We start from the raw sequence: 26,996 nt of genomic DNA, 5'->3' as shown, positions 1-26,996 counted from the left end.
AGTTTATTTAGGCTGCACATTTTTCAGCATATGTGTCATGATCTCCTTATAGCTTTCCTCACTGTCAGGCATTCCAAGACTACCAGCTTCTTCTAGAGGAACCATTTTATAGTCTTTATCATTTTTACTGTAGACATATGTTGGGTAAAAGGATGGAACCTCTATTTTTTTCGTCACTTTACCGCCCAGTTCAGTTTTTGTCACTTTGACAGTGGCCATTCCACCAATATCTCGATAATCATCTGCTTGTCCTGACAGGAAATTGCCGAGAGAATAGACGACTAAGGACTTTTCTCCGTTTTTGTCATACATCCATTCCATTGGCTGCAGAACATGTGGATGTCCTCCGAAAATAATGTCGACACCTTCATTAACGAGATATTGGGCGAGAGTTTTTTGTTCCACATTTGGCTTCCGTTCATATTCTGTGCCCCAATGTATGCCCATTACCACAAAGTCAGCTTGTTTTTTTGCCTGCGCTATCTCTTTTTGCATTTTTTCCTTATCAATAAGATTGACGATATAGTCGTCCTTTTTGGGAACAGTAATACCATTCAAACCATATGTGTAAGAAAGATAAGCAATTTTTATGCCGTCATGCTCCATTATGCGGAGCTTTTGTTGGTCTTCTTTATTTTCAAATGTACCAACATAAGGAAGCTTGATTTTTTTTAAGTACGCAAGAGACTGCTTTTGGGCATCAACACCTCTGTCTAAAGAATGATTATTAGCAGTTGTCACAATGTCGACACCTGCATCAATTAGCGCATCTGCGACTTCATGTGGACTATTGAAAGCAGGATAGCTGGATAAACCAATTTTCTCGCCTGCCACAATGGTTTCCTGATTAGCCAGAAGGATGTCCGGCTTTTGTAAGATTGGCTTCACTTCTTCAAGCATAGGCCTAAAGTCAAAACCGTCTTTTACTTTTGCTTCATTATATACCCTATCGTGAATTAGAATATCCCCGACAGCACCTAAAGTGACTTCTTTGCCAATGCTTTTTGTGCTGAGTTGTGTTTTTTTTGAGGGCTGATTGCTGCTTGTATTGCTGTTTTGCTTGATTAATGTTGCTTCATCAAGCTTAAAAATAAAAAAGGCTGTGATCGAAATACCGATAAAAGCAAGCAATAGATAGAGCTGGATTTTTTTCATTATTCATTCCTGCCTTTAATTGCGTTTTCCTAAAAAAGATAAGTTCCTTTATAGGATAACAAAAAAGCACGGTCGATTCGACTAATTTCGCAAAATGGAAAAATAATGAAATTTCTGATAAAGGATGACAGAATTGCTTAACAGATAGGCAGTTTTACAATAAATTCTGTTCCTGCGTCAAGTTCGGAGTGAACAGTGATTTGACCGTTAGCTTCATGAATAATTGATTGACATATGCTCAAACCTAGTCCTGTTCCAGTCCGTTTTGTTGTGAAATAAGGTGTAAATAGCATGTCTAAAGCTTCTGGCGGAATACCAGGTCCATTATCCTTAATGGAAATAATGCCAAATTGTCTTTCTGTGTAGGCACTAATAGTAATCCTGCCATTTGCTCTGCTTGCTTCAATGGCATTTTTTAAAATGTTTGCAAGCACCTGTGCCAGCTGCTGTTTTGGTATTTGTACATTAAAGTTGCCCGCAAAAAATGTTTCAAGCTGAAGGTTTTTAAATTGAATGGCTTGCTCAAAAAGAAGGGTAGTTTTCGTAATCGCTTCCTTCATATTAGTTGTTTCCTGCCTGTTAGCTGGTGGATTGTTGTGCACCATTTCATAGAGCAGACCATTTGCTCTGTCGAGTTCTTCTATGGCGATTTCTGTATATAGAGATCTTTTTAATGCAGGTAAATCTGGATTGGCAAGAAGCTGAAGAAGGCCGCGGACTGCGGTTATTGGATTTTTGATTTCATGAGCATAGCCAGCCGCTGTTTTGTGAGGATTGTTTAGAAGTTTGTGGTTATCTGACATAAAGTTCAACCGTCCTTTTCGCATTAGTTAGTAAACTTTATGACGAAATTAAGCTATATATGTCAAAAAACCAAAAAAACCATCGCAAGGATGGTTTTAATTATTTACAGCCAAGTAATTTTCGGCTCTGTCTTATTTATGATTCGTTTAATATTTGCCCGATGTCTATATACAACAAATATAGTTAGAATAGCAAGGATGGCAATCAGAAGCTTGTCATCCCAAAGGATAATTGAATAAACCAACCCGGCAGCTCCTGCAATCATGGATGACAGAGAAACATACTTTGATAAGTATAGTGCCAGGAAAAAGACAGCAATAATTATAATAAATAACAGCGGTTCATGCCCTAGCAGAATACCGGCAGATGTTGCGACTGCTTTACCGCCTTTAAAGCCTGCAAATATTGGATACATATGGCCGATTACCGCAACTACTCCGAAAATTAAGGGACTTACACTGACATCTATATCTGTGAACAGACCAAGCAAAACAGGCAGGCATGTTGCCAGCGTTCCTTTTAAAATATCAGAAAATGTCACGACAAAGCCCGCTTTTTTGCCAAGCACCCGAAACGAATTCGTTCCGCCTAAGTTTCCGCTTCCGTGTTCTCGTATATCTATTTTATAAAAAGCCTTACCAATAATTAACCCGGAAGGAATGGATCCTATCAGGTAGGCTAAAATAATTAAAATGGCAATGATCAATGCTAACTCTCCTTCGTTCTATGTATATGGATATTGTACCACGTATTTATAAATTCTCACTCTTTTTTCGAAAAAATCTTCTAGTCATTAAGTTTATCGCTTCCTGCATAAAGGGAAAAAGATTATTATTATTTTTTTGTAAACTTGGGGGAAATGAAATGAGAATAACAAAAAAGTTAGCAGCAAATATACTTGTCGTATATTTCGCCGTCTACATAAGCGTAATAGTATATCATACACTTAAACCATTGCCTCAAGGGCTGTCATATGAAGGTGAGATACATTTAGTAGAGGATAAAGATATTGAGTTTGTGGAGGATACAACCTATAAGGATAAGAAGGGCAACCAACATTTGAATCAGGAAATAATTGCCCGAATGCTTGATGAGGTAGATAAAGCAGAGCAATTTATTGTGATAGACATGTTTTTATTTAACAGCGATACGAACGATGATCAAACATATCCAAAAATTACAGAAAAGTTCTTGGACAAGCTTGTGAAGAAGAAACAAAAGAATCCTGATTTAAAGCTTATCTTTATAACAGATCCTGTAAATACCACGTATCATTCCTACCCGTCTCCTGAGCTCGAAAAACTTAAATCTATCGGCGCGCAAGTGGTGGAAACGAATATGGAAAGCCTGCGTGATTCGAACCCACTGTATTCTGCTTTCTGGAGGATGTCGATGAAATGGTTCGGACACGGTAAGGATGGTCATCTTCCTAATCTTTTAGCTGATAGCGGACCAGATGTGACATTGAGGTCTTATTTAGATTTGCTGAATGTTAAGGCAAATCATCGCAAGGTGTTAATTACGGAAAAATCAGCCATCGTTTCATCAGGTAATATTCATGATGCGAGCGGATATCATTCTAATATTGCCTATACAGTTAAAGGAAATATTATTAACGATTTGTTAGAAACGGAGGAGAGTGTTTATCAATTAATGGATAAGACTACTTTTCCTGTCGCCAAAAAAACAGAGGAAAAAGGCGATATTAAACTACAGCTTTTGACAGAAGGAAAAATAGCCAAACATGTTATACGAGAGATTCACAATACAGCTGCCGGTGATACTATTTGGATTGGTATGCTTTATCTTGCCGACAGACCAGTAATGGAAGAGCTGATAGCTGCATCAGCAAGGGATGTTAATATCCGGCTGATTCTTGACCCTAATCAAAACTCCTTCGGAAATAAGAAGGCAGGCCTTCCCAATGTTCCAACTTCTGCTGAGTTGATGAAAAAAGGCAATGGTCATATTGCGATAAGATGGTATAACACTGGGATGGAGCAGTACCATTCTAAGCTGATGCTTATAGAAAGAGATAAGGAAAATGTCATAATAGCAGGATCGGCCAACTATACAAGAAGAAATCTTCATGATTTAAATTTAGAAACAAATATAAAAATAGCAGCTGCTCCAGACAAAGATATAATGAAAGAAACAAAAAGTTATTTTGATAAACTTTGGTCTAATAAAGACGGAGAATATACAAAAAATTACAGCACAGAAGCGGAACTTCCTGCATTTCGTTATTTGCTGTACCGCCTGCAGCGCCTGCTTTGGTTTACAACTTATTGAAAGGTTCTTCGGTCGGGCAGTTTCATATACAAGTAACAAAGAGTCCTTTATAATAAAAAGGAGAGAGTCAGACAGTATATAACAAGAACTTTTAGTGCGGGAGATGAAAAAAGGTGACTGCGAATTTTTCACAGATGAAGGAACTTGGCGAAAGACTGGAAGCAATGGAAAGGTTGGCAGTTAAGTTTTCAGAAAGAGCAAGGGAAGTGGATGAAAATGGAACTTTCCCATATGAAAATATTAGCGAACTTCAAAAGAGCGGTTATACATATTTAACAGTGCCAAGTGAATATGGCGGCAAGGAGATATCTGTTTATGAAATGGTACGGCTGCAGGAGGCAATTGCCATCGGTGATGGCTCAACAGCCTTATCCATTGGCTGGCATATGGGCGTTATCCGCAATATGTACGAAAATAACTGGGAGCCGTCGCTTCTTGAAGAAATGTATACAGCAATTAAGGGTGGAGCACTTATAAATAGTGCTGCTACCGAGCCTCAGACTGGGAGTCCAACTAGGGGAGGGAAACCTCAAACGACAGCAGAGCAAAACGGAGATACTTGGGTAATTAATGGACGCAAATCCTTTACATCCATGTCACCGATGCTTGATTACTTCATTGTCAGTGCATCTATTAAGGATTCAGACGAGGTAGCCAACTTTTTAATTGCAAAGGATAACCCAGGCTTAAAAATTGAAGAAACTTGGGACAGCATCGCTTTAAGAGGAACAGGCAGTCATGATGTGTACTTCGAAAATGCAATCATAGAGAAGCGTTTTTTAGTGGAGAAACTAGGGGGAGCAAGAAAGATTAATCCATGGCTGCTTCATATCCCTGCTTGTTATTTAGGGATTGCTGGGGCAGCTCAAAAAGAAGCGGTCAGATTTGCAAAAAGCCACTCGCCCAACAGCATAACAGGAACAATCAGCGACCTTCCGAATGTGCGCACGAAAATCGGCGAAATGGAGTTGAAAATGCAGACTGCCAAGCATTTCCTTTATTCCGTCAGCAAAAAATGGGATGCTGCACCAAAGGAGGAGCAGCAAGCTTTAGTTCCTGAAATGAGCGCTGCCAAGCATTTTGTAACAAACACAGCGATTGAAGTAGTCGACTTGGCTATGCGTATTGCAGGAGCACGAAGTCTGTCAGCAAGCAGCTCGCTGCAACGATATTACCGCGATGTGCGGGCAGGACTTCATAATCCTCCGATGGATGATATGACAATTTCTCAGCTAGCAGAGAAATCATTAAGAGAGATTTAACATAAAAAAAGACCCAAGGTTTTCTTGGGTTTATTTGTATTAGACTTAGGCTGCATGGTTCTCTGGCCGTTTTTTTCTGCGTAGAAGAGACATTCTCTGTTTCAGAAACAACTCCCATCTTGCTGGTCCATGTAAATAGCGCTTTACACTAAAAATAATGGTTTCCTCCAATAAAAAGAAAAAAAGCAATCCCCAAAGCAAATATTTAATGATAAGCCCTCCCTTGTTGGCTACATAAATCACCTAAGCTTAGTAAATATGTTATTTATTTAATTATCTGTAATATATATCCATTGTATCATGAAATGGTAAATTTATGTTTAAAAGAACCTAAACCTAAATTTACCATTTCAATTATTTTAGGAACGATTTATGCTAAATTAGATAAAATATAAAAAACTGATGCAAAACTATTGAAAACAGACAAAAAATGACGCATAATCTATTCTTGTAACTTTCAATGAAGTACCAAAAAATTTTTTTGTTAAAGGGAGATGGAAGATGAAAATAAGAGTTTCTGCCGTGCAGTATATGCTGAAAAACATTAAGTCATTTGAAGATTTTGCAAAGCAATGTGAACACTATGTCCGAACGGCACAAGAATTTGGCGCTGAGTTTGTTTTGTTTCCTGAATTTTTTACAACACAATTATTGTCAATGGGCGATGGTCAAAATCCGTTAACCATTAATGAGTTGCCTGGGTTTACAGAACAGTACCAAAATCTGTTCCGCACATTTGCTGTACAAACTGGCATGCATATTATCGGTGGAACTCATGTTATCCGCAGGGATGACAAATTATTTAACGTCGCCCATTTATTTTATCCAGATGGAAAAATAGAGGAGCAGGCTAAGCTTCATATTACTCCAACAGAAATTGATGAGTGGAATATGGAAAAAGGCGACAGCTTCCGTATTTTTGAAACAGATAAAGGGAAAATTGCAATTTTGACATGCTATGATATAGAATTTCCGGAAATTGTCCGGATGGCAAAAGCAAAAGGTGCTGATGTTATCTTTTGTCCTTCTTGTACAGATGATCGTCACGGTTTTCATCGTGTTCGTTACACTTGCCATGCAAGAGCAATTGAAAACCAAGTGTATGTAGTCGTAACAGGAACGGTCGGCTCCTTAACTAATGTTGACTTCATGCGTGCGAATTTTGGCCAGGCGGCTGTCATTACTCCAAATGATATCCCATTTCCTCCAAAAGGGATCATGGCAGAAGGCGAGCTTAATGATGATATGATCATCACAGCAGATCTTGATCTATCTCTATTATACGAGGTGCGTGCTAAAGGTTCTGTGACAACTTGGAGAGACAGACGTACTGATATGTATACAGATTGGGAAACAATAGAGGGCTGATATGTATTACAGCAGCAGCTTTTATATATATGAAGGAAATAAATTGAAAAAATGCAAGGTCCGTAATTATCAGGAAGCAGATTTTGCTGAATTGATCAAAATTCAGGAAGAATGCTTCCCACCTCCGTTTCCGTCAGAGCTTTGGTGGACGAAGGAGCAATTGGCGAGTCATATAGCTATTTTTTCTGATGGAGCCATTTGTGTGGAAGTTGACGGAATATTAGCTGGTTCCATTACCTCTTTATGTGTGGATTATGACGAAAAGCATCCGCATCATACTTGGAGTGAACTGACAGATGACGGAAATATTACTACACATAATCCAAATGGGAATGCTATTTATATTGTGGATATAAGTATCAGGCCAGCTTTTCGCTCTCTAGGATTAGGGAAAATTATGATGCAAAGCATGTACCAGATAGTTATTGAAAAAAATCTCGATCGACTTCTTGGCGGCGGCAGAATGCCAGGTTATCGAAAATGGGCAGATCAGCTTACTCCTGAAGCTTATATAAAGGATGTTATTGCAGGTGAAAAGAAGGACCCTGTCATTTCCTTTTTGCTGAGATGTGAAAGGACTCCTGTAGCTGTATTGCAGGACTATTTGGAAGATGAGGATTCTTTAAACTATGCTTTGCTGATGGAATGGAGAAATCCGTTTAAACATAATTAGCTAAACCTCTGTTAAGTATACAGAGGTTTTTTTTTGGCATGATAACAAAGGGAAAATGCACTTGTATTTCGCAAAGCAAAATACTTTATTCCCAGGACATATTATGAGAAAATAGCAGCGTACATATTAGGAGGGATTAGGGATGAATTTACAGTCAACGGTAAAGTTAAATAATGGTGTGGAAATGCCTAGATTCGGTTTAGGTGTTTTTAAAGTGGAAGAAGGTCAAGAGGTTATCGATTCTGTAAAATCAGCCATTAAAGCAGGTTACATAAGCATTGATACAGCGGCTGTATATAAGAACGAAGAAGGTGTTGGCCAAGGCATTAAAGAGTCTGGCGCCAACAGAGAAGATTTGTTTATTACGACAAAAGTATGGAATGCAGACCAAGGCTATGAGTCTACATTAGCAGCATTTGAAACGAGTATTCAAAAGCTTGGCCTTGATTATATTGATTTATATCTTGTGCACTGGCCAGTAAAGGGCAAGTACAAGGAAACGTGGAAAGCACTTGAGAAATTATATAAAGATGGAAAAGTGAAAGCAATCGGTGTCAGCAACTTCCATCAACATCATTTAGAGGATCTGTTGGAAGAGGCAGAAATCGTGCCAATGGTGAACCAAATTGAGCTTCATCCATTGTTAAGCCAAGTAGAGCTACGTGATTTCTGTAAGGAAAAAGGCATTGTTGTAGAAGCATGGTCTCCGCTTGCACAAGGAAAGCTGCTTGATAATCCTGTTCTTGCTGAAATTGCTGGGAAATACAATAAGTCTACAGCGCAAATTATCTTAAGATGGGATCTGCAAAATGATATTGTGACAATACCGAAATCCATTAAAGAACACAGAATCATTGAAAATGCTGACATTTTTGATTTTGAATTAACGAATGAGGACATCGACAAGATCAATGCCCTTAACAAGAATGAACGAGTAGGTCCAGATCCTGATAACTTCAACTTTTAATTTTTAGAACAGGGAGTATTGCTCCCTGTTTTTTGCTGTTTGAAAGGATAAATGCATCATTTTACTAAAATTAGGCGAATGCATTTAGCTCTTTTAGTTGTACTTGCTATAATAAATAGTATACTTTTTAAAATTTAACCGCATCAGCAGCAGTGATGGACAGAAAGCAGGGGTAATAAATGAAAATCATCTGTTTTGGGGACAGTCTGACTAGAGGCGTGACCTTTGTAAAAGGAAGACCGCGCATACTCAAGGATAATTATCCTTCCATCCTCAACAGTCTCTTACAGGCAAATGGTCATACTGCAGAGGAGCTGCTTGTTCTTAATAAAGGGGTCTTTAATGACGACTCCACTTCTCTGATGAACCGTCTCGATAAAGATGTTCTTTATGAAAAACCGGACATTTGTATAATTGGTGTAGGCGGAAATGATTGCAACTTTAAATGGGAAGAGGTTGCTGAGTTTCCTGAACTCGAACATATACCAATTGTACCACTTCACGATTACACGGAAAATGTAAAAGCAATTGTCCTTAAAGTGAAAGAATACAATATCATACCTGTAATCTTGACATTGCCGCCATTGGAACCAGTTAAATACTATAAGTTTCTTGCAAGCAAATATGGAAACTCCATTGGCCATTGGATAAGCCTGTGCGGCGGAATTGAACATTGGCATGGATTGTATAACAATCAGCTTCAGAAACTGGCGAAGAAACTTGACGTTTTTACAATTGATGTCCGGACTAATTTAGAAAAGGCAGGGGATGTTTCTGATTTTATGAGTGACGACGGTATCCATTTGAACGCAGATGGCTATAAGGAGATGGCAGCCACTGTGTTCTTAGAGTTGAACAAGCTAATAAACGGTGAGTAGGCAGAGATAAATAAATGTATGAATTTTAATGTTGGCAACTACCATACTTTTGTTATACTAGAAAGAGAGTTTTCTCAGAAGGAATATGTCATAAAAATCTAGCGAGGAATTAGTAATGGGCAATATGTATGAAAAAATCATTGAGGTTTTGGAAGAGAATGGTCCAATACCAATCAGCACCATTTATGAAAAGATGGTGTCATCAACTAATATTTCAGCTGATAACAATAAGGAAATTCAACTTTCTTCTGTTAAATCAGTGATCAGCCGCAAAAAAGACTTATTTTCCGTCCATAATAATATTGTTTCCATCCATCCTGAGAAAGAAATAAGCCAAATTACATTGGATGTAAAAAAAGGAAATCATTTTTATCGGCTGAAGGTAGACTTTCTTTTTGAAATTTATCATATTCAGTCATGGACGTTATTTTCTGATAATCAAGGCTTTACTCCTAAGAATGTCTTATTTCCGTATTTCTCTTATTCAGATTTGAAAAAGGATCTCTATAAATTAAAAATTTGGGATTGGGAAAGCGACGAGGGAGCGTATGGCAGAGAGAGCCTCTATACGATTCAGCTTAAAACAACGAACAAAAGCTATGTATACAGTTTTATTGATATAAAGGCAAAAGAATGGAAGCAAATGACGAAGACTTTATCGAAATACATGGATCTAAGTAACATCTTTCTAGACTAAAAAGACGATCTCCTTATGCTTTACTGGAGGTCGTCTTTATTTATTGAAGTTACCGATGCATCGCCCATAAACCTATCTCATTAAACCCGATTTTTGTATAAATTCTGCCTGCATCAGGATTATCATAAAAAAGACAGACACTCTGCTTTTCCTGAAGTAAAATGTTAATCATTTCCGACAGCAATCCAGTAGCATAACCTTTGCCCCGATAATCCTTATGTGTGCAAACAGCAACAATCATAGCAGAATCAGAGGTTTCTGCTGTGGTAGAAGCCGAGCAGACGATTTCTCCAAAATTATTCTCGAGATAAAAGCTGCGGCCAGTATTTGTTGCGATCGCTTTATAAAGCATGTCACGGCTGTTCTTATTTTGCTTAAATTCGGATATGCCGTAACGCAAGTCCATAATTCTGTCTACGTCTGCTGTTGTTGCTTGTTTAATCGGCAATGTGTTTGTCTTCATCTTAACTGAGTTCGTACATTCTGCAAAAAATTGTACGTTTTTGGATGCAAGTCTGCCTCCAAGCTTGTCTTCAAGCTTAGCGACAATATTCGCCTTGCCAGACAGCTTGATGATGCTATCAGTGGATGTTAACAAGCTAGCAAAAGCATCCGCATCATAAGCTTCATCTTGAGCGGTGATTATATAGCTGTCATAGAACTTCAGTAGAATAGCTTTAAGGCTTGAATTAGTAAATTCGCCCCATAAAGATTGAAAGGAAGTCTCATATCCGAACCCTTCTATATCACCAATAATGAAAAGGTTTAGAGAAGGGTCTTGATTTAAAAACTTCATCACTTGTTGGTGGTCTTTAACCGTAAGCTGCCGAAGCATCAGCATACCCTCCTTTACAGGTTTGTAGATGGCAAAAAATTCAGGACATGTAAGTCCTGAATTTTTTTATTAAATATAATGAAGTTCTGCTGTTTTCTTTAATGCAGCTTCAAAGTCTGCAATTAAATCCTGTGGATTTTCTAAGCCTACTGACAGGCGAAGTAAGGCGTCGCTTATTCCTCTTTCTTGACGGGCTACTGGATCCATTGCCGCATGCGACATTTTAGCAGGGTAGGAGAGGATGGACTCGACAGCTCCTAAGCTTACTGCAAACACTGGAAGCTCTACATTTTTTACAAAAGTTCGCATCGCTTCTTCACTGTGAAGCTCAAACGAGAATACCGCGCCAGGGCTTGTAGCCTGCTCTTGTTGGATATCATATTGCGGATGATCTGCAAACCCTGGATAATAGACTTTTTTAATGGCCGGATGATTGTTAAGATAGGTAGCAATCGTTTCGGCAGCCTCACTAGAATGCTTCATGCGCACATGTAGCGTTTTAAGTCCTCTCATTAACAGCCAGCAATCTTGAACTCCAAGTACTGCTCCAAAGGAATTTTGGATGGAGCCGAGCAGTTTGCCAAGCTCTTCATCTTTGACAACTGCAAGACCGGCAATAACATCACTATGGCCAGACAAGAATTTAGTGGCGCTGTGCAGAACAATATCTGCACCAAGATTTAACGGTTTTTGCAAAGCAGGTGTTAAGAAGGTATTATCAACAAACGTCCAAGCATCGTTTTGTTTTGCCAATGTGCTGACTGCCTTGATATCCGTAACCTTCATAAGCGGATTAGATGGAGTCTCGATATAAAAAACCTTCGTATTAGGCTTCACGGCATTTTGAACTGCAGCAAGATCGGTCATATCGACAAAAGTATGTTCAATACCGAATCTATTGAGCACTGTTGTTACCATGCGATAAGTTCCGCCATAGACATCCTCAGAAATTAACACATGATCTCCTTGGGAAAGGAGGAGGAAGGCGCTAGAGATAGCGGCCATTCCTGATGCAAATGCAAAGCCTTTTGTACCATCCTCTAAATCTGCAATAATCTCTTCCAGTGCTTCTCTTGTAGGATTAAGACTTCTTGCATAATCATATTTTCCAAAACTATCAATCTCCTGTTGATGGAAAGTGGAAGCATGCTGAATCGGCACACTTACTGCACCTGTGGCAGGATCGAATTTATGTTTGTTGTGAAGCAGTTTCGTTTCAAAGGAATATCGTTCGCTCATTTTATTACCTCCTTGGCAATCGTAAAGGCTTTATCCAAATCTTTAATTAAGTCTTCAATGTTTTCAATGCCGACAGAGAAGCGAAGCAGACGGTTGCAGACACCTGTTTCCAGTCTGATTTTTTCTGGAATATCTGCATGTGTTTGAGTAGCAGGGTATGTAATAAAGCTCTCAACACCGCCTAAGCTTTCAGCAAATGAAATTAATGTAAGGTTTTGCAAGAATGGATTTACCCATGCTTCATCATGGACTCTAAATGAAATCATTCCACCTCTGCCTGGATACAGGACATCAAGCACTGCATCATGACCTTGCAGGAATGTTTGAAGTGCTTTCGCATTTTCTTCATGCTTTTCCATTCTAAGGGCTAATGTTTTCATTCCACGCATTAACAGCCAAGAATCAAATGGGCTCAAGACAGCTCCTGCAGCATTATGATGCAGAGCAAGCTCCTGGCAGATTTCCGCGCCTTTCGCTACGATCAGCCCTGCAAGCACATCATTATGACCACCAAGATACTTAGTGGCACTATGAATGACAATGTCTGCGCCAAGGCGTATCGGCTGCTGGATAAGAGGAGTATAGAAAGTGTTATCCACAATCAGCAAAATATTATGCTTTTTAGCAAGCTCTGCTGCTTTGGCAATATCTGCTGTTTCCATTAGAGGATTAGTAGGTGTTTCGATGAAAATAGCTTTTGTGTTTTCCGTAATGGCTGCTTCAATGTCCTCAATGTTTGAAGTATTTACATAACAACATCGAAGGCCCCATTTTTTAAACCCTTGTTCAAGCAAACGATAAGTTCCGCCGTACAAATCTTTCGATATAATCCATTCATCGCCGCTTTGGAATAAAGCTAAAATCGTTTGAATAGCAGCCATACCTGAGCTGCAGGCAAAACCGCGGTCGCCCTCTTCCAAGTCAGCAATTGCCTGCTCAAGGATTTCTCTAGTCGGGTTGCCTGTGCGTGTATAATCATATCCAGTAGATTCGCCGATTCCTGTATGTCTGAAAGCCGTTGAAAAATATACGGGCGGGTTGACTGTTCCTGTTATTTTTTCACTTCTGTTGCCGATTTGGGCTAATTTAGTTTCTACATCATACATATTGATACACTCCTTCTTGTTTCACGGACAATTTGAAATATATAGTCTATTTTTAATAGTTTGATATTGTCCGAGAGTATTATCTTTCAAGGAATAGAAGGAAGGCGAAGTGAATTTTTGCAATAAAAAAGTCCTCTTCCTAAAAATAAGAAGAAGACGTAATGTGTTATCATTATGGCCATTCTTCTTATCTTTCAAGCATTCATTGCTTGATGGAATTAGCACCTTTTCAGTCTTGGTATACAAGCTGAAGGTTGCTGAGGTTTCTTCGGGCCATTCCCTCTACCTCTCTTGATAAGAAAATACTTATGTAATTTGAATTTAATTTACTATACCTTTCCATAAATTGCAACAATTTTTTTGGTTTTTCACTATTTTTTGAATAAAAAGGTATTTATTGCTCTTCAATAAGTTGCAGCACATCTACTTCTAATTCTTGGTCTGGATTGTTCTTCGTATAAATTCTTGCTGTTCTTGCATCCTCATCGACATTTTGAATGAAAATCTGTTCTCCTTTATAGCTTACATGCACTATTTCACCAGCATTCATAATTTCAATAGCTCTTCCAACATTCATCTTATATCCTCCTAATCCTTGCTAGCTTATCCTTTTTTAGCTCACCCTAATTGGTTCGATTAGTAGCTTTCGTAGTTTTAAAAAAAATATTCAGCTGAAAACGCGTTCTAATGTTTTTTTAATGTTTCTCTCATTGGATTTTTTGAATAGGGGTGTAATTTAACAATAAGAAAAACAAATGCAACTTGGAAATAGGGTTAATCATTAACCTACACTACGGATTAAAGGAGGAAAAGTGATGGTATTTCGATATGCGATGATTATTTTTTCATCCTTAACTGCTGCTTCATTGTTCGGAGTTCAAATTGTGGGCATAACACACGCTATAAAAGACACATTTATGTATAGAAAAAACAAATGATAATATAATGAATGAGGCGGGGTGGGACACATCCCGCTCCTTCTTTTTGTATACAATAGATCTGCACACTTTTTGTCTTTATACATTGCATGATAAACTAGAAGTATGCTTAATTTGGGATGTGAGTGGTGTAAATGAAGAGAATTCTTATTATTGAAGATGAAAAAAATCTTGCTCGGTTTATTGAGCTGGAATTAAATTATGAAGGCTATCATACAGAAGTTTGTGCAGATGGAAGAAGCGGCTTGAATAAAGCGATCGCAGAGCAATGGGATGTTATTCTTCTTGACCTAATGCTGCCAGAACTGAACGGGATGGAAGTTTGCAGAAGAATTAGGCAAGTGAAAAATACGCCGATTTTAATGATTACAGCAAGAGATAATGTTCTTGACAGAGTATCAGGTTTGGATAGCGGAGCAGATGATTATTTGGTTAAACCGTTTGCAATTGAAGAGCTTTTGGCAAGATTGCGAGCATTGTTCAGAAGAATAGATACTATATCGAGTGAACAAGCAGAGCCGGCACCAAAAATGACTGTTCTTACATATAAGGACATAGTACTTGAGCTAGAATCACATATAGCCAAAAAAGGAAATGAGGTTATTGCTTTAACAAAAAGAGAATATGATCTTCTCAGCATGTTTATGAGCAATATCAATATTGTACTGACTAGGGATGTGCTCTTAAATAAAATTTGGGGTTATGAGTCAGAAGTCGAAACGAATGTTATTGACGTTTATGTTCGCTATTTACGCAATAAATTGGATCCGACGGGGCAGGAGCAATATATTGAAACAGTAAGAGGAATAGGGTATGTGATGAGATGAATATCGTAAAAAGACTATCTCTCCTTCCTTGGAAATGGAAGCTAACACTCGGGTTGTCAACCAGCATTTTTTTGACTTACAGTATTTTTACCTTTTTTGAATTCCATACTGTCTCTACTTGGCTGATGAACCAGGAGGAAAATGACGTCAGACAAACGATGGATGAGTTTGTTGCCTATTTGGAATCAGAAGATAAGTCAATTACGGAAAAGGATGTTAAAAACAGTCTTTCGACATTAGAAAAGCTGAACACGAAGAATCAGCTCATTCGTGTCGTTGACGATAACGGAAATGTGATTATATCTCATCTTAACGGCGATTTTCCCATACTTGAACCTGACATAATCGACAGTAAACAAGAGCTGAAATACATTTCCATTGGCGAGGAGCAATCATTAGTATACAGTTACCCGATAAAGGGAAAGGCATTTTCGGGAGAAATAGAAATTATCAGGCTGCTTGATTCCTATAAACTCGTAATGAAGCATCTGGCCTTTGCGATGATGCTTTTTGCAATTGCGGCCATCTTAATCAGCGCGATTATCGGCTACTTATTATCAAGAGAACTGTTAAAGCCACTGAGCATTATGACAAACACAATGAAGAAAATAAAAAGTGCAGGCTTTAAAGAAAGAATGCCTGTGTACCCGCAAAAGGACGAAATTTCCGAACTGTCGACGATATTTAATCATATGATGGATCGGATAGAGCTATCCTTTCAAGCACAAAAGCAATTTGTAGAGGATGCTTCTCATGAACTGCGCACCCCGATTTCTATATTAGAAGGTCATCTTTCCATGCTGAACAGATGGGGTAAGCATAACCCGGAAATATTAGAAGAATCTTTAAAGGCATCCCTTGATGAAACAGAAAAACTAAAAAAACTTGTTCTCAATTTGCTGGATTTGACAAGATTGGATCAGCAGCGGCTTGAAAATGATATGTCACCAGACAAGGTGGAGGAGATTATTAGCGGGGCCGTTAAGGACTTCCAAATGCTTCACCGTGAGTTTAAGTTTCATGTTAATCTGCAGTCTAATGAGCTTTACGGTGTAGCTGAACAGCATTTCCAACAAATACTGACAATATTAATAGACAATGCTATTAAATACTCAGGAGCTGTTAAAGAAATTTCCATTTCCACAGCAAAAAAGGACAAGCAGTTCTGCTTAGAAATAAGTGATAAAGGGATAGGAATTCCCCATGATGAGCTCGATAAAGTTTTTGACCGCTTTTACAGAGTAGATAAAGCACGCAGCAGAGAGCGGGGCGGCACAGGACTCGGTTTGGCCATCGCTAAAAAAATCGTTGATTATTATTCTGGAACAATCGAAATTAAAAGCAAGCTTGGCGAGGGTACAAAAGTAATAATTACATTGCCTGATCCAAAGGCTTTAATAGAAAAATCTGCTGCCCCCTTTTAAAAAGAGGAGTGGCAATGAATTAAGGAAAACCCAAAATATCATATGCATGATTACATTCTAAACTGCTTTTATAAGGCAGTTTTTTTTATAATTTAATCCATTTTTCAATAATAAAATTAATGTACATTATCCGAAAATCCCTGGCATATTTATTAATATAAAAGGTTTTTAGCCCAATTAAAAACAATGTGAAAAAAATTTACAATATTTTTACTATTAAAACGGGGAAATCTTTTGTAACGAAGGCAATACCGTGTTAAAATAGAAATGTAAACGTTTTATTTTTTATCAGACAAGCGCCTAGAAAAGTGTAAAAGGCGAGCATATGGGGAATATAGTTGTTACTAATTATGGTGGAGGGAAATTTTCATGGGAAAGCCAGCTAGTGGTAAAAGCTCCTATCAGCCAGCATTTTATGGACCAAATCTCGGGGTCGCAATGGAGCTGTACGACAAATACTTAGAAAATCCTGATTCTGTTGATGAGGAAATGCGAGATTTTTTCGCAACATGGGGTTCACCAATAGAGCAGGAAGTCACAGAACGAAAACCAGCAGTAACCTCAACTAACCAAATGGACATTGAAAAAGTCATTGCAGCAGTCACATTAGTGAATAAAATCAGAGCTTATGGCCATTTAGCTGCAGATATTTACCCTTTGGGAGATGTACATAGGCAAGAGGAATTGTTCGATTTGTCCCGCTATCAGCTAACAAAAGAAGATCTAGAAAAAATGGATGCATCATTGCTTTGTCAAGATGCACCAAGCACAGTTAAAAACGCCTATGAAGTTGTTAATTACTTAAAGGATGTTTACATGAAGAAAATCGCTTTTGAATTTTATCATGTAAACGATATTAACGAAAAAAACTGGCTCCAAAAAAAGGTAGAATCAGGAAGCCTCAAACCTGCTTGCAATAAAGAGCTGAAAAAGAAGCTGTTAAAGCGAGTAGTAGAGGTTGAAGAGTTTGAAAATTACTTACATAAAACTTTTGTCGGCCAAAAGCGTTTCTCGATTGAAGGACTAGATACAATGGTGCCATTGCTTGATGAGATTATTTCCCAGTCTGTTGTTAATGGTGCAAAAAATGTACATATCGGGATGGCGCATAGAGGAAGGCTGAACGTATTGGCGCATGTCCTTGAAAAGCCATATGAGATGATTTTTGCTGAATTTCAGCATGCTCCAAATAAGAATCTTGTTCCATCAGAAGGATCAATCGGAATCAGCTTCGGCTGGACTGGTGATGTGAAATATCATTTAGGCTTGAACAGGCAAATAAAGAAAAGCAGCACGTCAAATGTACGGTTGACACTAGCCAATAATCCAAGTCATCTTGAGTTTGTCGGCTCCGTTGTCGAAGGATTTACACGTGCATCTCAAGATGATAGAACGGCACCAGGCTTTCCAGAAGAAAACCATCAATCAGCACAGGCCATTCTCATCCATGGCGATGCAGCATTCCCAGGCCAAGGAATTGTTGCAGAAACACTTAATCTGACTGGGCTGAAAGGCTACCGGACAGGTGGAACAATTCATATCATTGCCAATAATACAATTGGCTTTACGACTGAATCAAGCGATTCTAGATCAACAAGATATGCAAGTGACCTGGCTAAAGGCTTTGAAATACCGATTATACATGTAAATGCAGATGATCCAGAGTCTGTCATCCAGGCTGCTAAGCTAGCTTGTGAATACAGAGCAGCTTTTAACAAGGATTTCTTGATTGATTTAATCGGCTATAGAAGATACGGTCATAATGAAATGGATGAGCCGATGACAACCAATCCATTAATGTATAAGAATATTAAAGAGCATCCTACGATTACAGCAAGCTATTTCCGCCAATTACAAGCAGAAGGAGTATTGTCTGAAATAGAATTCCATGGGTTCAAAAACGAAGTAGTTGCCAAGTTGAAGCAGGCGTATGAAAAGGTGCCAACAAAAGAGGAAATGGACGAAGAAGCACTGCCGCCAAACTCTGTGGAAAGAGATTTGCCATTGATTGATACAACTATTTCAGCTGAAAGACTGAAAGAAATCAATCATGAACTAATTTCGTTCCCAGACAACTTTCAAATTTTCGATAAACTCGGGAAAATTTTAAAACGGCGTGAAGCTGCAATTGAAGATGGCAAAATTGACTGGGGAATGGCAGAAACCTTAGCATTTGCCAGCATAATTCAAGATGGAACGCCAATTCGCTTGTCAGGACAGGATTCAGAACGAGGCACGTTTGCTCACAGAAATATTGTCCTTCATGATAGTGAAACAGGAAGGGTTTATTCACCGCTTCATTTGCTGTCAACTGCCCAAGCATCATTCGCTGTCCATAACAGCCCCCTTTCTGAAGGTGCCGTTCTTGGCTTTGAATACGGATATAATGTGTTTGCACCAGAAACACTCGTTCTGTGGGAGGCACAGTTTGGTGATTTCGCGAATGCTGCACAAGTAATTTTTGACCAATTCATCTCTGCTGGTAGAGCAAAATGGGGTCAAAAATCCGGTTTGGTTATGCTGTTGCCTCATGCATATGAGGGGCAAGGTCCAGAGCATTCCAGCGGCCGAATGGAGCGTTTCTTGTCTTCTGCTGCCGAGAACAACTGGACGGTTGCAAACCTTACGACATCTGCTCAATATTTCCATATTCTGCGCAGGCAGGCAGCTATCCTGAATAAGGAAGAAGTCAGACCGTTAGTAATCATGACACCTAAAAGTCTACTGCGAAATGCTGATGTGGCATCTAGCACTACTGCATTTAGCAATGAAACATTTCAATCAGTGGTAGAGGATGAACTTACTGGCAAAAATCCGCAAGCCGTTAAAAGGATTGTTTTATCTACAGGTAAAATAGCGATTGACCTTCATCAAGGAATTAAGCAGCTCGAGGATTCTGATTGGGTGCATAGTGTGCGCATAGAAGAACTTTATCCTTTCCCTGCGAATAAATTGAAGGAAATCATAATAAAATATCCTAATTTAGAAGAAATCAGATGGGTGCAAGAAGAACCGCAAAATATGGGAGCATGGAGCTTTATGGAACCACGTGTGAAAAAGCTGCTCCAAGATTCTGTGTCCTTCGATTATATCGGACGCCGCAGAAGATCGAGTCCTGCAGAAGGGGATCCAATTGTTCACCGCAAAAATCAAGCAAAAATTATTAATAAAGCATTGACATGGACTGAATAGAGGGGGATTTTTAAGATGGGTGAGATTAAAATACCAGAACTAGCAGAATCAATCACAGAAGGAACCGTGGCACAGTGGCTTAAGAAAACAGGTGAATATGTAGAAAAAGGCGACTACATAGTAGAATTGGAAACAGATAAAGTAAATGTTGAAATTATCTCTGAAGAAAGCGGCATCCTGCAGGAACTCAAGGCAAATGAAGGCGATACAGTTCAGGTAGGGGAAACAATCGCAATCGTTTCTGAAAATGCTGCACCAAGCAGCAAACCAGCTGAAGGTCCAGCAGCTGTAATCGAAACAGAAGCAACAAAGGAAGCACCGCCTGTTAAAGAACAGCCGCAAGTAAAACCAGAAGCAAAAGGCTATCCAATTGCTTCACCATCTGCCAGAAAGCTGGCTAGAGAAAAAGGCATTGATTTGAATCAAGTTTCTTCCATTGATCCTTTAGGAAGATTGCGTGCACATGATGTTATCGAGCATGACCGTAAGAAAGACCAGCCTGTCCAAAAGGCTCCAATTGAAAAAGAAGCACCGCAGCAGGCTAAACAAGCAGCAGACCCAGGAAAACCGACTGAGCGCGTTAGAATGACGCGCAGACGGCAAACAATTGCTTCAAGGCTTGTTGAGGTACAGCAAAATACGGCAATGCTTACAACCTTTAATGAAGTGGATATGACTAATATTATGAACCTTCGCAAAAAACGGAAGGATCAATTCCAAAAAGAAAATGATGTAAAGCTTGGATTTATGTCCTTTTTCACAAAAGCAGTTGTAGCATGCTTAAAGAAATCACCGCTTTTAAATGCTGAAATCCAAGGGGATGAAATTGTCCTTAAGAAGTTTTATGACATTGGTATTGCGGTGTCAACAGATGAAGGGCTAGTTGTACCAGTTCTTCGCGATGCAGATCGCAAAAATTTTGCAGAGATCGAAAGTGATATTTTAACGTTCGCTGATAAAGCACGTAATAATAAACTGTCGTTATCAGACCTGCAAGGAGGCACATTTACAATAACTAATGGCGGTGTGTTTGGTTCGCTACTGTCAACACCTATCTTAAATGGACCTCAAGTCGGGATATTGGGAATGCATAAAATCCAAATGCGCCCTGTTGCGATCGATAATGAAAGAATGGAAAACAGGCCGATGATGTATTTAGCACTTTCTTATGATCACCGTATCATTGACGGCAAAGAAGCAGTAACCTTCCTAGCAAGAGTTAAGCAATTGCTGGAAGATCCAGAATCCTTACTGTTTGAAGCATAATAAAAAGGGGATGCTTAAAAATAAGCATCCCCTTTTTGTTTATTCAGACATTATATTTGGCTTAAGTCCTCGTTTGTCCATTTCTTCCTTTAAAATAAGAATCCATTCCTCTTCATTTCCGGCCTTTAATGCATCTCGATAAGAAAAAATCAGCTGTTCATTGCTCATAATCTTCATTTTGCATCCTCCTTAAATAAATGGATTGAATATTCTTACAATGTTTATACTAACGCAATGCTTGGACAATGAAAAGCGATAAGGTGGAGCTGGATAAATTTAACGATATAGGAGTGGTATGGAATGAGACATGTTATAGTTATGGATAAAAAGGATATAAGTTATATAAAGAATTAGGAGAGGAGTAGCAGGCTATGATTCACAAAAGATTGGAAACAAAAGAGCACACGATGTTGTATGAAATAACAGATGATATTCAACAAGCAGTCACTGAATATGGAATGAAGGAAGGAATAGTCATTGTGTACTGTCCGCATACGACTGCTGGAATTACCATAAATGAAAATGCAGATCCAGATGTAGTACGTGATATGATTCGTCGTTTTGACGAAGTATATCCTTGGACTGTCAACGAAGACAGGCATATGGAAGGGAATACAGCAGCACATATGAAAGCAAGTACTGTCGGAGCATCTGAGCTTGTTATAGTAGAAAGTGGGCGTTTATGCTTAGGAACATGGCAGGGGATTTATTTTTGTGAATTTGACGGACCAAGACACAGAAGCTATTCACTTAAATTTATGCCGAGCTAAAAGCTTTAAGGAGAAGAGATAAAAATGAAGATTTATCTATTTGTTTACGGCACTTTAAGGAAGCAGCAAATCAATCACTATATGATGAGAAATTATCCTTGTATTGCTGAAAATATGTGGATTTATGGCAAGCTGTATGATGCAGGGGTAGGCTATCCTTTTTTAAGTTTAGATAAAGGTAACGAAAGGGTGCGTGGTGAAGTATTTGAAGTCCCGGCTGCAGATTTGCATCTATTAGACGAGTTTGAAGATTATACACCAGGAGACCAAAACAGCCTCTATATAAGAGTTGAGGTAGAGGTTTATGGACAAGAAAAACCTTTAATGGCTTTTACATATGCTTGCAATAAAGAGGAAATGCTTTTGGAGGAAATTGAAGGCCATGATTGGACTGCTTTTTCAAGATTCAGCCAATAAAAAATAGGCTTAATCATGTTTAACGGACAATTTGCCAGTGGTATATATATTCTATACGACATCATAGAAAGAAGGTCATATATGATGAATATACAGGCAAATAACATATTATATTCGATTAAACAGGAAAATCAGACATATGAAGCAATGGAATTTAAAAGGATGGACTGGATAAATAAACAATGCTATATCACTTTTCAACAAGCTTCGACAGGAAAATGGTATACGTTCAACCGAAGCAGCATTAATTTTCTTTTCGATAATGAAAAGAATTTAGTGTCTTAAGCTAAGGATTTGTTGCGTTGAAGGGCTTACTGGCTATATACTAAAGTAGTATATAAGTGAAAGGGGCTTTATCAATTGATACATGAAATTTGGAATGACAAAAACACTGTCAAAAAAGTAAAGTGCATACATACAGATGCAAGCAAGTATATTGTTAATAGAGTATTGACTGTCGGTCAAACATATGAAGTTAAAAATGAAACAGAAGAGTTTTACTTCATTGTTGATAACTCAGGAAAAGTCGGCGGTTTTTATAAGGATTATTTTCAAGATTTATAAAAGCGGGAACGGGAGAAAGCAGCTGATGTTTTCTCCTTTTTGAATGGAAAGAAGGGATTACTTCATGATTTATTTGTATGTAGGAATAGGCGGCATAATTGGCAGTGTCGCCAGATTTTTATGCAGCATAGGGCAGGGAAGCTTTCCGTTACATACATTATGTATTAATATAGCAGGCTCTTTTCTTCTCGGTGCTTTAACAAAATATGCTGCTGGCCGAGTCAGCTTTCCGCCAGAACTTGCAACAGCGGTCGGCACAGGCATTCTCGGTTCATTCACGACCCTTTCGACCTTCAGTCTCGACACACTGAACCTTTTGCAATCAGGTAAAATACTGCAGGCATTTATGTATATGGCAGCAAGTGCATCACTCGGCCTAGCAGCTGCCTATATCGGAATGAAGACAGGATCAAAGCTTGCAGAAAGAGGGCAGAACGATGGTTAACATGATTGGTGCAGTCGCCATCGGCGGATTTATCGGCGCAATCAGCCGATTTTGGTTAATACAATACATAAAGTCAAAAATCACTACTGTTTTGCCAGTTGCCACTCTGATAGTTAATTTAGTTGGTTCTTTTTTATTAGGATTACTTTCAGGACTGCATGTGAGTGAAACGGTACATTTGTTGTTTGCAGTCGGGTTTTTAGGGGCATTTACGACCTTTTCTACATTGGCTGTTGAGGCAGTTCAGTTGTGGAAGGAAAACAACAAAATAACCTTTTATAGGTATATAGTGCTCTCGTTTGGCGGAGGACTTGCTTTTGTGTGGTTTGGTTATTTAACTGCGAATATTGGGTAAATAAAAAAGCAGACGGACTAAGGTCCGTTCTGCTTTTTTCCTTATTGTTTAACTTCTTTCGTGCTTTCAGCCACTTTGGCAGGCGGATACAGCTTTCTTCCAAGCATAGACTGGAAGATAAGGAAGATTCCGCCGACTGTCCAATATAACGGCAGGGCAGCTGGAGCATTAAGAGAAACCATAACAATCATGATTGGGGAAATTAATCCCATAAATTTCATTTGTTTTTGTTGTTCAGCAGTCATCGTGTTTTGAGTAACACGGAATTGTAAATAATAAACAATACCAGCGATAGCTGTTAAAATAAGGTCTGAATGGCCAAGATTAAACCATAGGAATGAATGGCTGGCAATTTCCTGTGAGCCTCTTATCGCGTAATAGAAGCCCATGAGAATCGGCATCTGAATAAGCATAGGCAGACAGCCCATTGATAATGGATTGACACCGTGTGTCTTATAAAGATCCATCATTTCCCGTTGTAGGTTTTGCTGTTCTTTCTGGTCTTTCGTCGCTTTTATTTTCTTTTGGATTCTGTCCATTTCCGGCTTGATTATTTCCATCTTTTCTTTCATCTGCTGCTGCTTTTTGTATTGTCTTAACATAAGCGGCATCAATAGAAGGCGAATAATAAGGGTAATCAAGATGATGGCAAGACCGAAGTTGCCGTTAAACATCATTGCCATTCCATGTATTAAAGAAGCGAAAGGCTCTACGACCGTGTTATGGAACCAGCCACCGCTGTTCCCGCTTCCGTTTCCTGCTGTTGAACATGCGCTAAGCATAACGGCAGTTAATATTGTCATAAATACTAATAAAAGTTTTTTTGCTGATTTTGTCATTTCGACTCCTCCTAGTTCGTTGAAAAAATTTTGTTTAATTCAGGAGGAGAAGCGGTTTTTCCGGATCATCAGCGGAACTTTCCATTCTTTTGCGGATATTCTTGCATATCCATTGCAAAATAGGAGTATTGTATTTTTGAACATTAAAATTTACCGTCGTGACGACTCTTTGCAAGTAAAGGCCGTCTGATGCGATAAAATCATCATTAACAGTGATTTGCAGGTTGATATCCCAAAAATATTTAACCATTAATCCAATCATTACGGTAATGTAGATGGTTTGATAGCTTGGAATGTTTGTCAAATCTATTAAGAATTCGAACATTTATACACCTCAGGTTCGTTATCAACAAATAAATTATATCGAAAATAAGCCTAAATGGCAATCGTGTTCTATTACCAGTCATACTTTGTACATAATTTACTCAAATGACTGAAACGGTGATTGACAGGGGGAAATACCTAATTTTTATTAAAAATTTGTCTCAATCTAAAAACTTTCCTTAATAATTGTCATAATTAGGTGTATGATAGAGTTAAAAATACATCACTTACAAAATGGAACAAGTTTAGTTTATGGTAAAATGAAACGAAGTTCGGTATAATGTGTTCACATATTTTGGCGTAACCTTAGGAGGCTGCTCATAAGTGAAAGCACTAATAAATATAGATTATACTTTCGATTTTATTGAGGGAGCTCTGCCTTGCGGAGAATCTGGAATGAAAATAGAAAGCACTATTTCTGCTATTACCAAACAATTTATTGAAGAAGGTCATTTTACTGTTTTTGCTATTGATTTACATACGGAAAAGGATCAATATCATCCTGAGACAAAGCTGTTTCCGCCTCATAACATTAAAGGAACAAAAGGCAGAAACCTTTATGGTTCATTAAAGGAAGTGTATGAGAAAAACAAGGAACTGGAGCATGTATACTGGATGGACAAAACTAGATATAGTGCCTTTGCCGGTACTGATCTTGAATTAAAGCTGAATGAAAGAAACATAAAGGACGTGCATTTAGTAGGTGTCTGTACAGATATTTGTGTACTTCATACAGCTGTAGATTGTTACAATAAAGGATTCAACCTTTTCATTCATGAGAATGCGACCGCATCCTTTAATGAACCAGGTCATATTTGGGCCATTGATCATTTTAAAAGCACATTAGGTGCAGTCATTTTGTAAGGCGAATTGGTTAAACCGCAGGAGGAAAAGCATGAGTTTTAATTTTCGTGATGACAGCTTAATGCTGCATACAGATTTATATCAAATTAATATGGCAGAAACATACTGGGAGGATGGCGTTTCGGAAAGAAATGCTGTATTTGAGGTGTACTTTCGCAAGCTTCCTTTCAATAATGGATACGCTGTTTTTGCAGGATTAGAAAGAATAATTCAGTACATAAAAGAATTGCATTTCACAAGCAGTGATATTGAATATTTGAGAGAGAGCGGCTTTAAAGAGGACTTTCTGGAGTATTTAAAGGATTTTCGTTTTACCGGGAACTTGCGTTCAGTAGAGGAAGGCGAAATCGTTTTTGCTAATGAACCATTGTTAAGAGTGGAGGCTCCGCTTGCTCAAGCCCAAATAATTGAGACGGCATTGCTAAATATTGTGAATTACCAAACATTGATTGCGACAAAAGCATCTCGCATCAAGCATGCTATCGGTGAGGGAGTCGTAATGGAATTCGGCAGCAGACGCGCCCATGAACTGGATGCGGCACTTTGGGGTACAAGAGCAGCGTTTATCGGCGGATTTAGCTCCACCTCCAATGTTAGAGCAGGCAAGCTGTTTGGCATCCCTGTATCTGGAACGCATGCTCATAGCATGATTCAGGCTTACAGAGATGAATATACGGCTTTTCATAAGTATGCACGACGTCATAAAGACTGTGTCTTTTTGGTTGATACGTATGATACTTTGCGTTCAGGAGTTCCCAATGCCATTAAAGTGGCAAAGGAACTTGGCGATGCTATTAATTTTGTCGGCATCAGATTAGACAGCGGCGACCTTGCTTATCTTTCCAAAGCTGCGCGAAAAATGCTTGATGAAGCAGGTTTTACAGATACGAAAATTGTAGCAAGCAATGATTTGGATGAATATACGATTATCAACTTGAAGGCTCAAGGAGCTCAGATTGATGTATGGGGCATTGGCACGAAGCTGATTACTGCTTTTGACCAGCCTGCTTTAGGCGGAGTATACAAGCTTGTTTCAATTGAGGATGAAGAGGGTAATATGCAAGATACAATCAAAATCAGCGGAAACCCAGAAAAGGTGACAACACCTGGCATTAAAAGGGTATACCGCATCATCAACAGCATCAACCATAAATCCGAAGGTGACTATATTTGTTTGGAAACGGAGCATCCAGAAGAAGAGGAGCGCTTAAAGATGTTTCATCCAACACATACTTATATCAGTAAATTTGTTACTAATTTCCATGCGAAGGATATTCATAAGGATATTTTCCAAAATGGAGAGCTTATCTATAAGTCACCGACAATTTTTGAATCACAAAAATATGCGGAGGATAACTTGGATGTGCTGTGGGATGAATACAAGCGTTCACTCAATCCGGAGGAATATCCAGTTGATTTAAGCCCGCTTTGTTGGGAAAACAAGATGAATCATTTAGAAAAAGTAAAAAGCAACATTAAAAATAAGGAATAACAG

At 38.6% G+C, this 26,996-nt stretch carries 30 protein-coding genes and 1 riboswitch; of the genes, 20 read left to right on the top strand and 10 right to left on the bottom strand.

The window, feature by feature from the left end; all coding sequences use genetic code 11:
* Positions 1-3 precede the first annotated feature (3 nt).
* From M3600_RS22620 to plsY, 3 genes are all read right to left on the bottom strand, one after another.
* Positions 4-1,155 (bottom strand): CapA family protein, encoded by a 1,152-nt coding sequence (locus tag M3600_RS22620; RefSeq protein WP_233313998.1) that lies wholly within the window; start codon positions 1,153-1,155, stop codon positions 4-6.
* Positions 1,156-1,292: 137 nt separating this feature from the next.
* A complete protein-coding gene (locus tag M3600_RS22615) occupies positions 1,293-1,958 on the bottom strand; it encodes a two-component system sensor histidine kinase NtrB (protein ID WP_251647699.1) in 666 nt (221 codons plus the stop codon).
* Between the two features lie 104 nt (positions 1,959-2,062).
* The gene (gene plsY, locus M3600_RS22610) at positions 2,063-2,665 is read right to left on the bottom strand and encodes a glycerol-3-phosphate 1-O-acyltransferase PlsY (protein WP_233313996.1); all 603 of its coding nucleotides are present in this window, start codon (positions 2,663-2,665) and stop codon (positions 2,063-2,065) included.
* 158 nt (positions 2,666-2,823) lie between these two features.
* On the opposite strand from plsY, the gene M3600_RS22605 reads away from it, so the two are divergent.
* From M3600_RS22605 to M3600_RS22575, 7 genes are all read left to right on the top strand, one after another.
* Positions 2,824-4,251 (top strand): phospholipase D family protein, encoded by a 1,428-nt coding sequence (locus M3600_RS22605; RefSeq protein ID WP_251647697.1) that lies wholly within the window; start codon positions 2,824-2,826, stop codon positions 4,249-4,251.
* 113 nt (positions 4,252-4,364) lie between these two features.
* Positions 4,365-5,513, top strand: coding sequence for an acyl-CoA dehydrogenase family protein (locus M3600_RS22600; protein WP_396953837.1), 1,149 nt, complete (start codon positions 4,365-4,367; stop codon positions 5,511-5,513).
* Between the two features lie 501 nt (positions 5,514-6,014).
* A complete protein-coding gene (locus M3600_RS22595; RefSeq protein WP_233313994.1) occupies positions 6,015-6,881 on the top strand; it encodes a carbon-nitrogen hydrolase family protein in 867 nt (288 codons plus the stop codon).
* 1 nt (position 6,882) lies between these two features.
* Positions 6,883-7,554, top strand: coding sequence for a GNAT family N-acetyltransferase (locus M3600_RS22590; protein WP_237941346.1), 672 nt, complete (start codon positions 6,883-6,885; stop codon positions 7,552-7,554).
* 142 nt (positions 7,555-7,696) lie between these two features.
* Positions 7,697-8,521, top strand: coding sequence for an aldo/keto reductase (locus tag M3600_RS22585; RefSeq protein WP_237941347.1), 825 nt, complete (start codon positions 7,697-7,699; stop codon positions 8,519-8,521).
* A gap of 179 nt (positions 8,522-8,700) precedes the next feature.
* A complete protein-coding gene (locus M3600_RS22580) occupies positions 8,701-9,399 on the top strand; it encodes an SGNH/GDSL hydrolase family protein (RefSeq protein ID WP_237941348.1) in 699 nt (232 codons plus the stop codon).
* A 115-nt stretch (positions 9,400-9,514) separates the two neighbouring features.
* Positions 9,515-10,096 (top strand): hypothetical protein, encoded by a 582-nt coding sequence (locus M3600_RS22575; RefSeq protein ID WP_251647695.1) that lies wholly within the window; start codon positions 9,515-9,517, stop codon positions 10,094-10,096.
* Between the two features lie 49 nt (positions 10,097-10,145).
* Here the strand turns inward: M3600_RS22575 and M3600_RS22570 are convergent, their stop codons facing one another.
* From M3600_RS22570 to M3600_RS22555, 4 genes are all read right to left on the bottom strand, one after another.
* On the bottom strand, positions 10,146-10,931 hold the full coding sequence (locus M3600_RS22570) for a GNAT family N-acetyltransferase (protein ID WP_237941349.1): 786 nt from the start codon (positions 10,929-10,931) through the stop codon (positions 10,146-10,148).
* Positions 10,932-11,000: 69 nt separating this feature from the next.
* The gene (metC, locus tag M3600_RS22565) at positions 11,001-12,170 is read right to left on the bottom strand and encodes a cystathionine beta-lyase (protein WP_233313988.1); all 1,170 of its coding nucleotides are present in this window, start codon (positions 12,168-12,170) and stop codon (positions 11,001-11,003) included.
* The gene (locus tag M3600_RS22560; protein ID WP_251647693.1) at positions 12,167-13,276 is read right to left on the bottom strand and encodes a methionine biosynthesis PLP-dependent protein; all 1,110 of its coding nucleotides are present in this window, start codon (positions 13,274-13,276) and stop codon (positions 12,167-12,169) included. The genes metC and M3600_RS22560 overlap by 4 nt, the downstream gene beginning before the upstream one ends.
* Positions 13,277-13,460: 184 nt before the next feature.
* Positions 13,461-13,577: riboswitch (SAM riboswitch) on the bottom strand.
* A 93-nt stretch (positions 13,578-13,670) separates the two neighbouring features.
* Positions 13,671-13,853: an H-type small acid-soluble spore protein gene (locus tag M3600_RS22555; RefSeq protein ID WP_233313986.1), complete on the bottom strand. Its 183-nt coding sequence runs from the start codon at positions 13,851-13,853 to the stop codon at positions 13,671-13,673.
* A gap of 238 nt (positions 13,854-14,091) precedes the next feature.
* Between M3600_RS22555 and M3600_RS29090 the strand changes: the two genes are divergently transcribed.
* The 5 genes from M3600_RS29090 (at position 14,092) to odhB (ending at position 20,923) form a co-directional block, all read left to right on the top strand.
* Positions 14,092-14,214 (top strand): hypothetical protein, encoded by a 123-nt coding sequence (locus M3600_RS29090; RefSeq protein WP_267913289.1) that lies wholly within the window; start codon positions 14,092-14,094, stop codon positions 14,212-14,214.
* 134 nt (positions 14,215-14,348) lie between these two features.
* Positions 14,349-15,041: a response regulator transcription factor gene (locus M3600_RS22550; protein ID WP_233313985.1), complete on the top strand. Its 693-nt coding sequence runs from the start codon at positions 14,349-14,351 to the stop codon at positions 15,039-15,041.
* Positions 15,038-16,465 carry a HAMP domain-containing sensor histidine kinase gene (locus M3600_RS22545; protein ID WP_233313984.1) on the top strand — a complete coding sequence of 476 codons (1,428 nt, stop codon included), beginning with the start codon at positions 15,038-15,040 and terminating at the stop codon, positions 16,463-16,465. Before M3600_RS22550 ends, M3600_RS22545 begins: the two co-directional genes overlap by 4 nt.
* 369 nt (positions 16,466-16,834) lie before the next feature.
* On the top strand, positions 16,835-19,657 hold the full coding sequence (locus M3600_RS22540; protein ID WP_237941351.1) for a 2-oxoglutarate dehydrogenase E1 component: 2,823 nt from the start codon (positions 16,835-16,837) through the stop codon (positions 19,655-19,657).
* A 15-nt stretch (positions 19,658-19,672) separates the two neighbouring features.
* Positions 19,673-20,923, top strand: coding sequence for a 2-oxoglutarate dehydrogenase complex dihydrolipoyllysine-residue succinyltransferase (odhB, locus tag M3600_RS22535; RefSeq protein WP_237941352.1), 1,251 nt, complete (start codon positions 19,673-19,675; stop codon positions 20,921-20,923).
* A gap of 39 nt (positions 20,924-20,962) precedes the next feature.
* Here odhB and sda read toward each other — a convergent pair whose 3' ends face one another.
* Positions 20,963-21,100, bottom strand: a complete 138-nt coding sequence (gene sda / locus M3600_RS22530) for a sporulation histidine kinase inhibitor Sda (RefSeq protein ID WP_233313981.1) — start codon at positions 21,098-21,100, stop codon at positions 20,963-20,965.
* A gap of 194 nt (positions 21,101-21,294) precedes the next feature.
* On the opposite strand from sda, the gene M3600_RS22525 reads away from it, so the two are divergent.
* The 6 genes from M3600_RS22525 (at position 21,295) to crcB (M3600_RS22500) (ending at position 23,474) form a co-directional block, all read left to right on the top strand.
* Positions 21,295-21,693, top strand: a complete 399-nt coding sequence (locus tag M3600_RS22525; RefSeq protein ID WP_233313980.1) for a secondary thiamine-phosphate synthase enzyme YjbQ — start codon at positions 21,295-21,297, stop codon at positions 21,691-21,693.
* 24 nt (positions 21,694-21,717) lie between these two features.
* A complete protein-coding gene (locus M3600_RS22520; protein ID WP_233313979.1) occupies positions 21,718-22,110 on the top strand; it encodes a gamma-glutamylcyclotransferase family protein in 393 nt (130 codons plus the stop codon).
* 81 nt (positions 22,111-22,191) lie between these two features.
* Complete coding sequence (locus tag M3600_RS22515) at positions 22,192-22,395, top strand: hypothetical protein (RefSeq protein WP_233313978.1); 204 nt, start codon at positions 22,192-22,194, stop codon at positions 22,393-22,395.
* A gap of 75 nt (positions 22,396-22,470) precedes the next feature.
* Positions 22,471-22,674 (top strand): DUF6501 family protein, encoded by a 204-nt coding sequence (locus M3600_RS22510; protein ID WP_233313977.1) that lies wholly within the window; start codon positions 22,471-22,473, stop codon positions 22,672-22,674.
* Between the two features lie 64 nt (positions 22,675-22,738).
* Positions 22,739-23,119, top strand: coding sequence for a fluoride efflux transporter CrcB (gene crcB, locus M3600_RS22505; protein WP_233313976.1), 381 nt, complete (start codon positions 22,739-22,741; stop codon positions 23,117-23,119).
* Positions 23,112-23,474 carry a fluoride efflux transporter CrcB gene (crcB, locus tag M3600_RS22500; protein ID WP_251647691.1) on the top strand — a complete coding sequence of 121 codons (363 nt, stop codon included), beginning with the start codon at positions 23,112-23,114 and terminating at the stop codon, positions 23,472-23,474. The genes crcB (M3600_RS22505) and crcB (M3600_RS22500) overlap by 8 nt, the downstream gene beginning before the upstream one ends.
* A 41-nt stretch (positions 23,475-23,515) precedes the next feature.
* On the opposite strand, the gene yidC is transcribed toward crcB (M3600_RS22500), so the two are convergent.
* Both yidC and M3600_RS22490 read right to left on the bottom strand, forming a co-directional pair.
* Positions 23,516-24,313, bottom strand: coding sequence for a membrane protein insertase YidC (gene yidC / locus M3600_RS22495; protein ID WP_237941357.1), 798 nt, complete (start codon positions 24,311-24,313; stop codon positions 23,516-23,518).
* Positions 24,314-24,347: 34 nt separating this feature from the next.
* Positions 24,348-24,638, bottom strand: a complete 291-nt coding sequence (locus tag M3600_RS22490) for a hypothetical protein (protein WP_233313973.1) — start codon at positions 24,636-24,638, stop codon at positions 24,348-24,350.
* Between the two features lie 323 nt (positions 24,639-24,961).
* Here M3600_RS22490 and M3600_RS22485 point away from each other — a divergent pair, with 323 nt between their 5' ends.
* Positions 24,962-25,501, top strand: a complete 540-nt coding sequence (locus tag M3600_RS22485) for a cysteine hydrolase family protein (protein WP_233313972.1) — start codon at positions 24,962-24,964, stop codon at positions 25,499-25,501.
* A 31-nt stretch (positions 25,502-25,532) separates the two neighbouring features.
* Complete coding sequence (locus M3600_RS22480) at positions 25,533-26,993, top strand: nicotinate phosphoribosyltransferase (protein WP_233313971.1); 1,461 nt, start codon at positions 25,533-25,535, stop codon at positions 26,991-26,993.
* The last annotated feature ends 3 nt before the right edge of the window (positions 26,994-26,996 follow it).

The sequence above is a fragment of the Niallia sp. MER 6 genome, assembly GCF_023714395.1.
Classification (GTDB): domain Bacteria; phylum Bacillota; class Bacilli; order Bacillales; family Cytobacillaceae; genus Niallia.
This window is presented reverse-complemented; position numbering and strand designations above follow the sequence as displayed.

Bases quoted from the DNA above. Each gene is read 5' to 3' on its own strand.
- M3600_RS22620 (WP_233313998.1), bottom strand. From the start codon at position 1,155: ATGAAAAAAATCCAGCTCTATCTATTGCTTGCTTTTATCGGTATTTCG.
- M3600_RS22615 (WP_251647699.1), bottom strand. From the start codon at position 1,958: ATGTCAGATAACCACAAACTTCTAAACAATCCTCACAAAACAGCGGCT.
- M3600_RS22605 (WP_251647697.1), top strand. From the start codon at position 2,824: ATGAGAATAACAAAAAAGTTAGCAGCAAATATACTTGTCGTATATTTC.
- M3600_RS22595 (WP_233313994.1), top strand. From the start codon at position 6,015: ATGAAAATAAGAGTTTCTGCCGTGCAGTATATGCTGAAAAACATTAAG.
- M3600_RS22590 (WP_237941346.1), top strand. From the start codon at position 6,883: ATGTATTACAGCAGCAGCTTTTATATATATGAAGGAAATAAATTGAAA.
- M3600_RS22585 (WP_237941347.1), top strand. From the start codon at position 7,697: ATGAATTTACAGTCAACGGTAAAGTTAAATAATGGTGTGGAAATGCCT.
- M3600_RS22580 (WP_237941348.1), top strand. From the start codon at position 8,701: ATGAAAATCATCTGTTTTGGGGACAGTCTGACTAGAGGCGTGACCTTT.
- M3600_RS22575 (WP_251647695.1), top strand. From the start codon at position 9,515: ATGGGCAATATGTATGAAAAAATCATTGAGGTTTTGGAAGAGAATGGT.
- M3600_RS22570 (WP_237941349.1), bottom strand. From the start codon at position 10,931: ATGCTTCGGCAGCTTACGGTTAAAGACCACCAACAAGTGATGAAGTTT.
- metC (WP_233313988.1), bottom strand. From the start codon at position 12,170: ATGAGCGAACGATATTCCTTTGAAACGAAACTGCTTCACAACAAACAT.
- M3600_RS22560 (WP_251647693.1), bottom strand. From the start codon at position 13,276: ATGTATGATGTAGAAACTAAATTAGCCCAAATCGGCAACAGAAGTGAA.
- M3600_RS22555 (WP_233313986.1), bottom strand. From the start codon at position 13,853: ATGAATGTTGGAAGAGCTATTGAAATTATGAATGCTGGTGAAATAGTG.
- M3600_RS29090 (WP_267913289.1), top strand. From the start codon at position 14,092: ATGGTATTTCGATATGCGATGATTATTTTTTCATCCTTAACTGCTGCT.
- M3600_RS22550 (WP_233313985.1), top strand. From the start codon at position 14,349: ATGAAGAGAATTCTTATTATTGAAGATGAAAAAAATCTTGCTCGGTTT.
- M3600_RS22545 (WP_233313984.1), top strand. From the start codon at position 15,038: ATGAATATCGTAAAAAGACTATCTCTCCTTCCTTGGAAATGGAAGCTA.
- M3600_RS22540 (WP_237941351.1), top strand. From the start codon at position 16,835: ATGGGAAAGCCAGCTAGTGGTAAAAGCTCCTATCAGCCAGCATTTTAT.
- odhB (WP_237941352.1), top strand. From the start codon at position 19,673: ATGGGTGAGATTAAAATACCAGAACTAGCAGAATCAATCACAGAAGGA.
- sda (WP_233313981.1), bottom strand. From the start codon at position 21,100: ATGAAGATTATGAGCAATGAACAGCTGATTTTTTCTTATCGAGATGCA.
- M3600_RS22525 (WP_233313980.1), top strand. From the start codon at position 21,295: ATGATTCACAAAAGATTGGAAACAAAAGAGCACACGATGTTGTATGAA.
- M3600_RS22520 (WP_233313979.1), top strand. From the start codon at position 21,718: ATGAAGATTTATCTATTTGTTTACGGCACTTTAAGGAAGCAGCAAATC.
- M3600_RS22515 (WP_233313978.1), top strand. From the start codon at position 22,192: ATGATGAATATACAGGCAAATAACATATTATATTCGATTAAACAGGAA.
- crcB (WP_233313976.1), top strand. From the start codon at position 22,739: ATGATTTATTTGTATGTAGGAATAGGCGGCATAATTGGCAGTGTCGCC.
- crcB (WP_251647691.1), top strand. From the start codon at position 23,112: ATGGTTAACATGATTGGTGCAGTCGCCATCGGCGGATTTATCGGCGCA.
- yidC (WP_237941357.1), bottom strand. From the start codon at position 24,313: ATGACAAAATCAGCAAAAAAACTTTTATTAGTATTTATGACAATATTA.
- M3600_RS22490 (WP_233313973.1), bottom strand. From the start codon at position 24,638: ATGTTCGAATTCTTAATAGATTTGACAAACATTCCAAGCTATCAAACC.
- M3600_RS22480 (WP_233313971.1), top strand. From the start codon at position 25,533: ATGAGTTTTAATTTTCGTGATGACAGCTTAATGCTGCATACAGATTTA.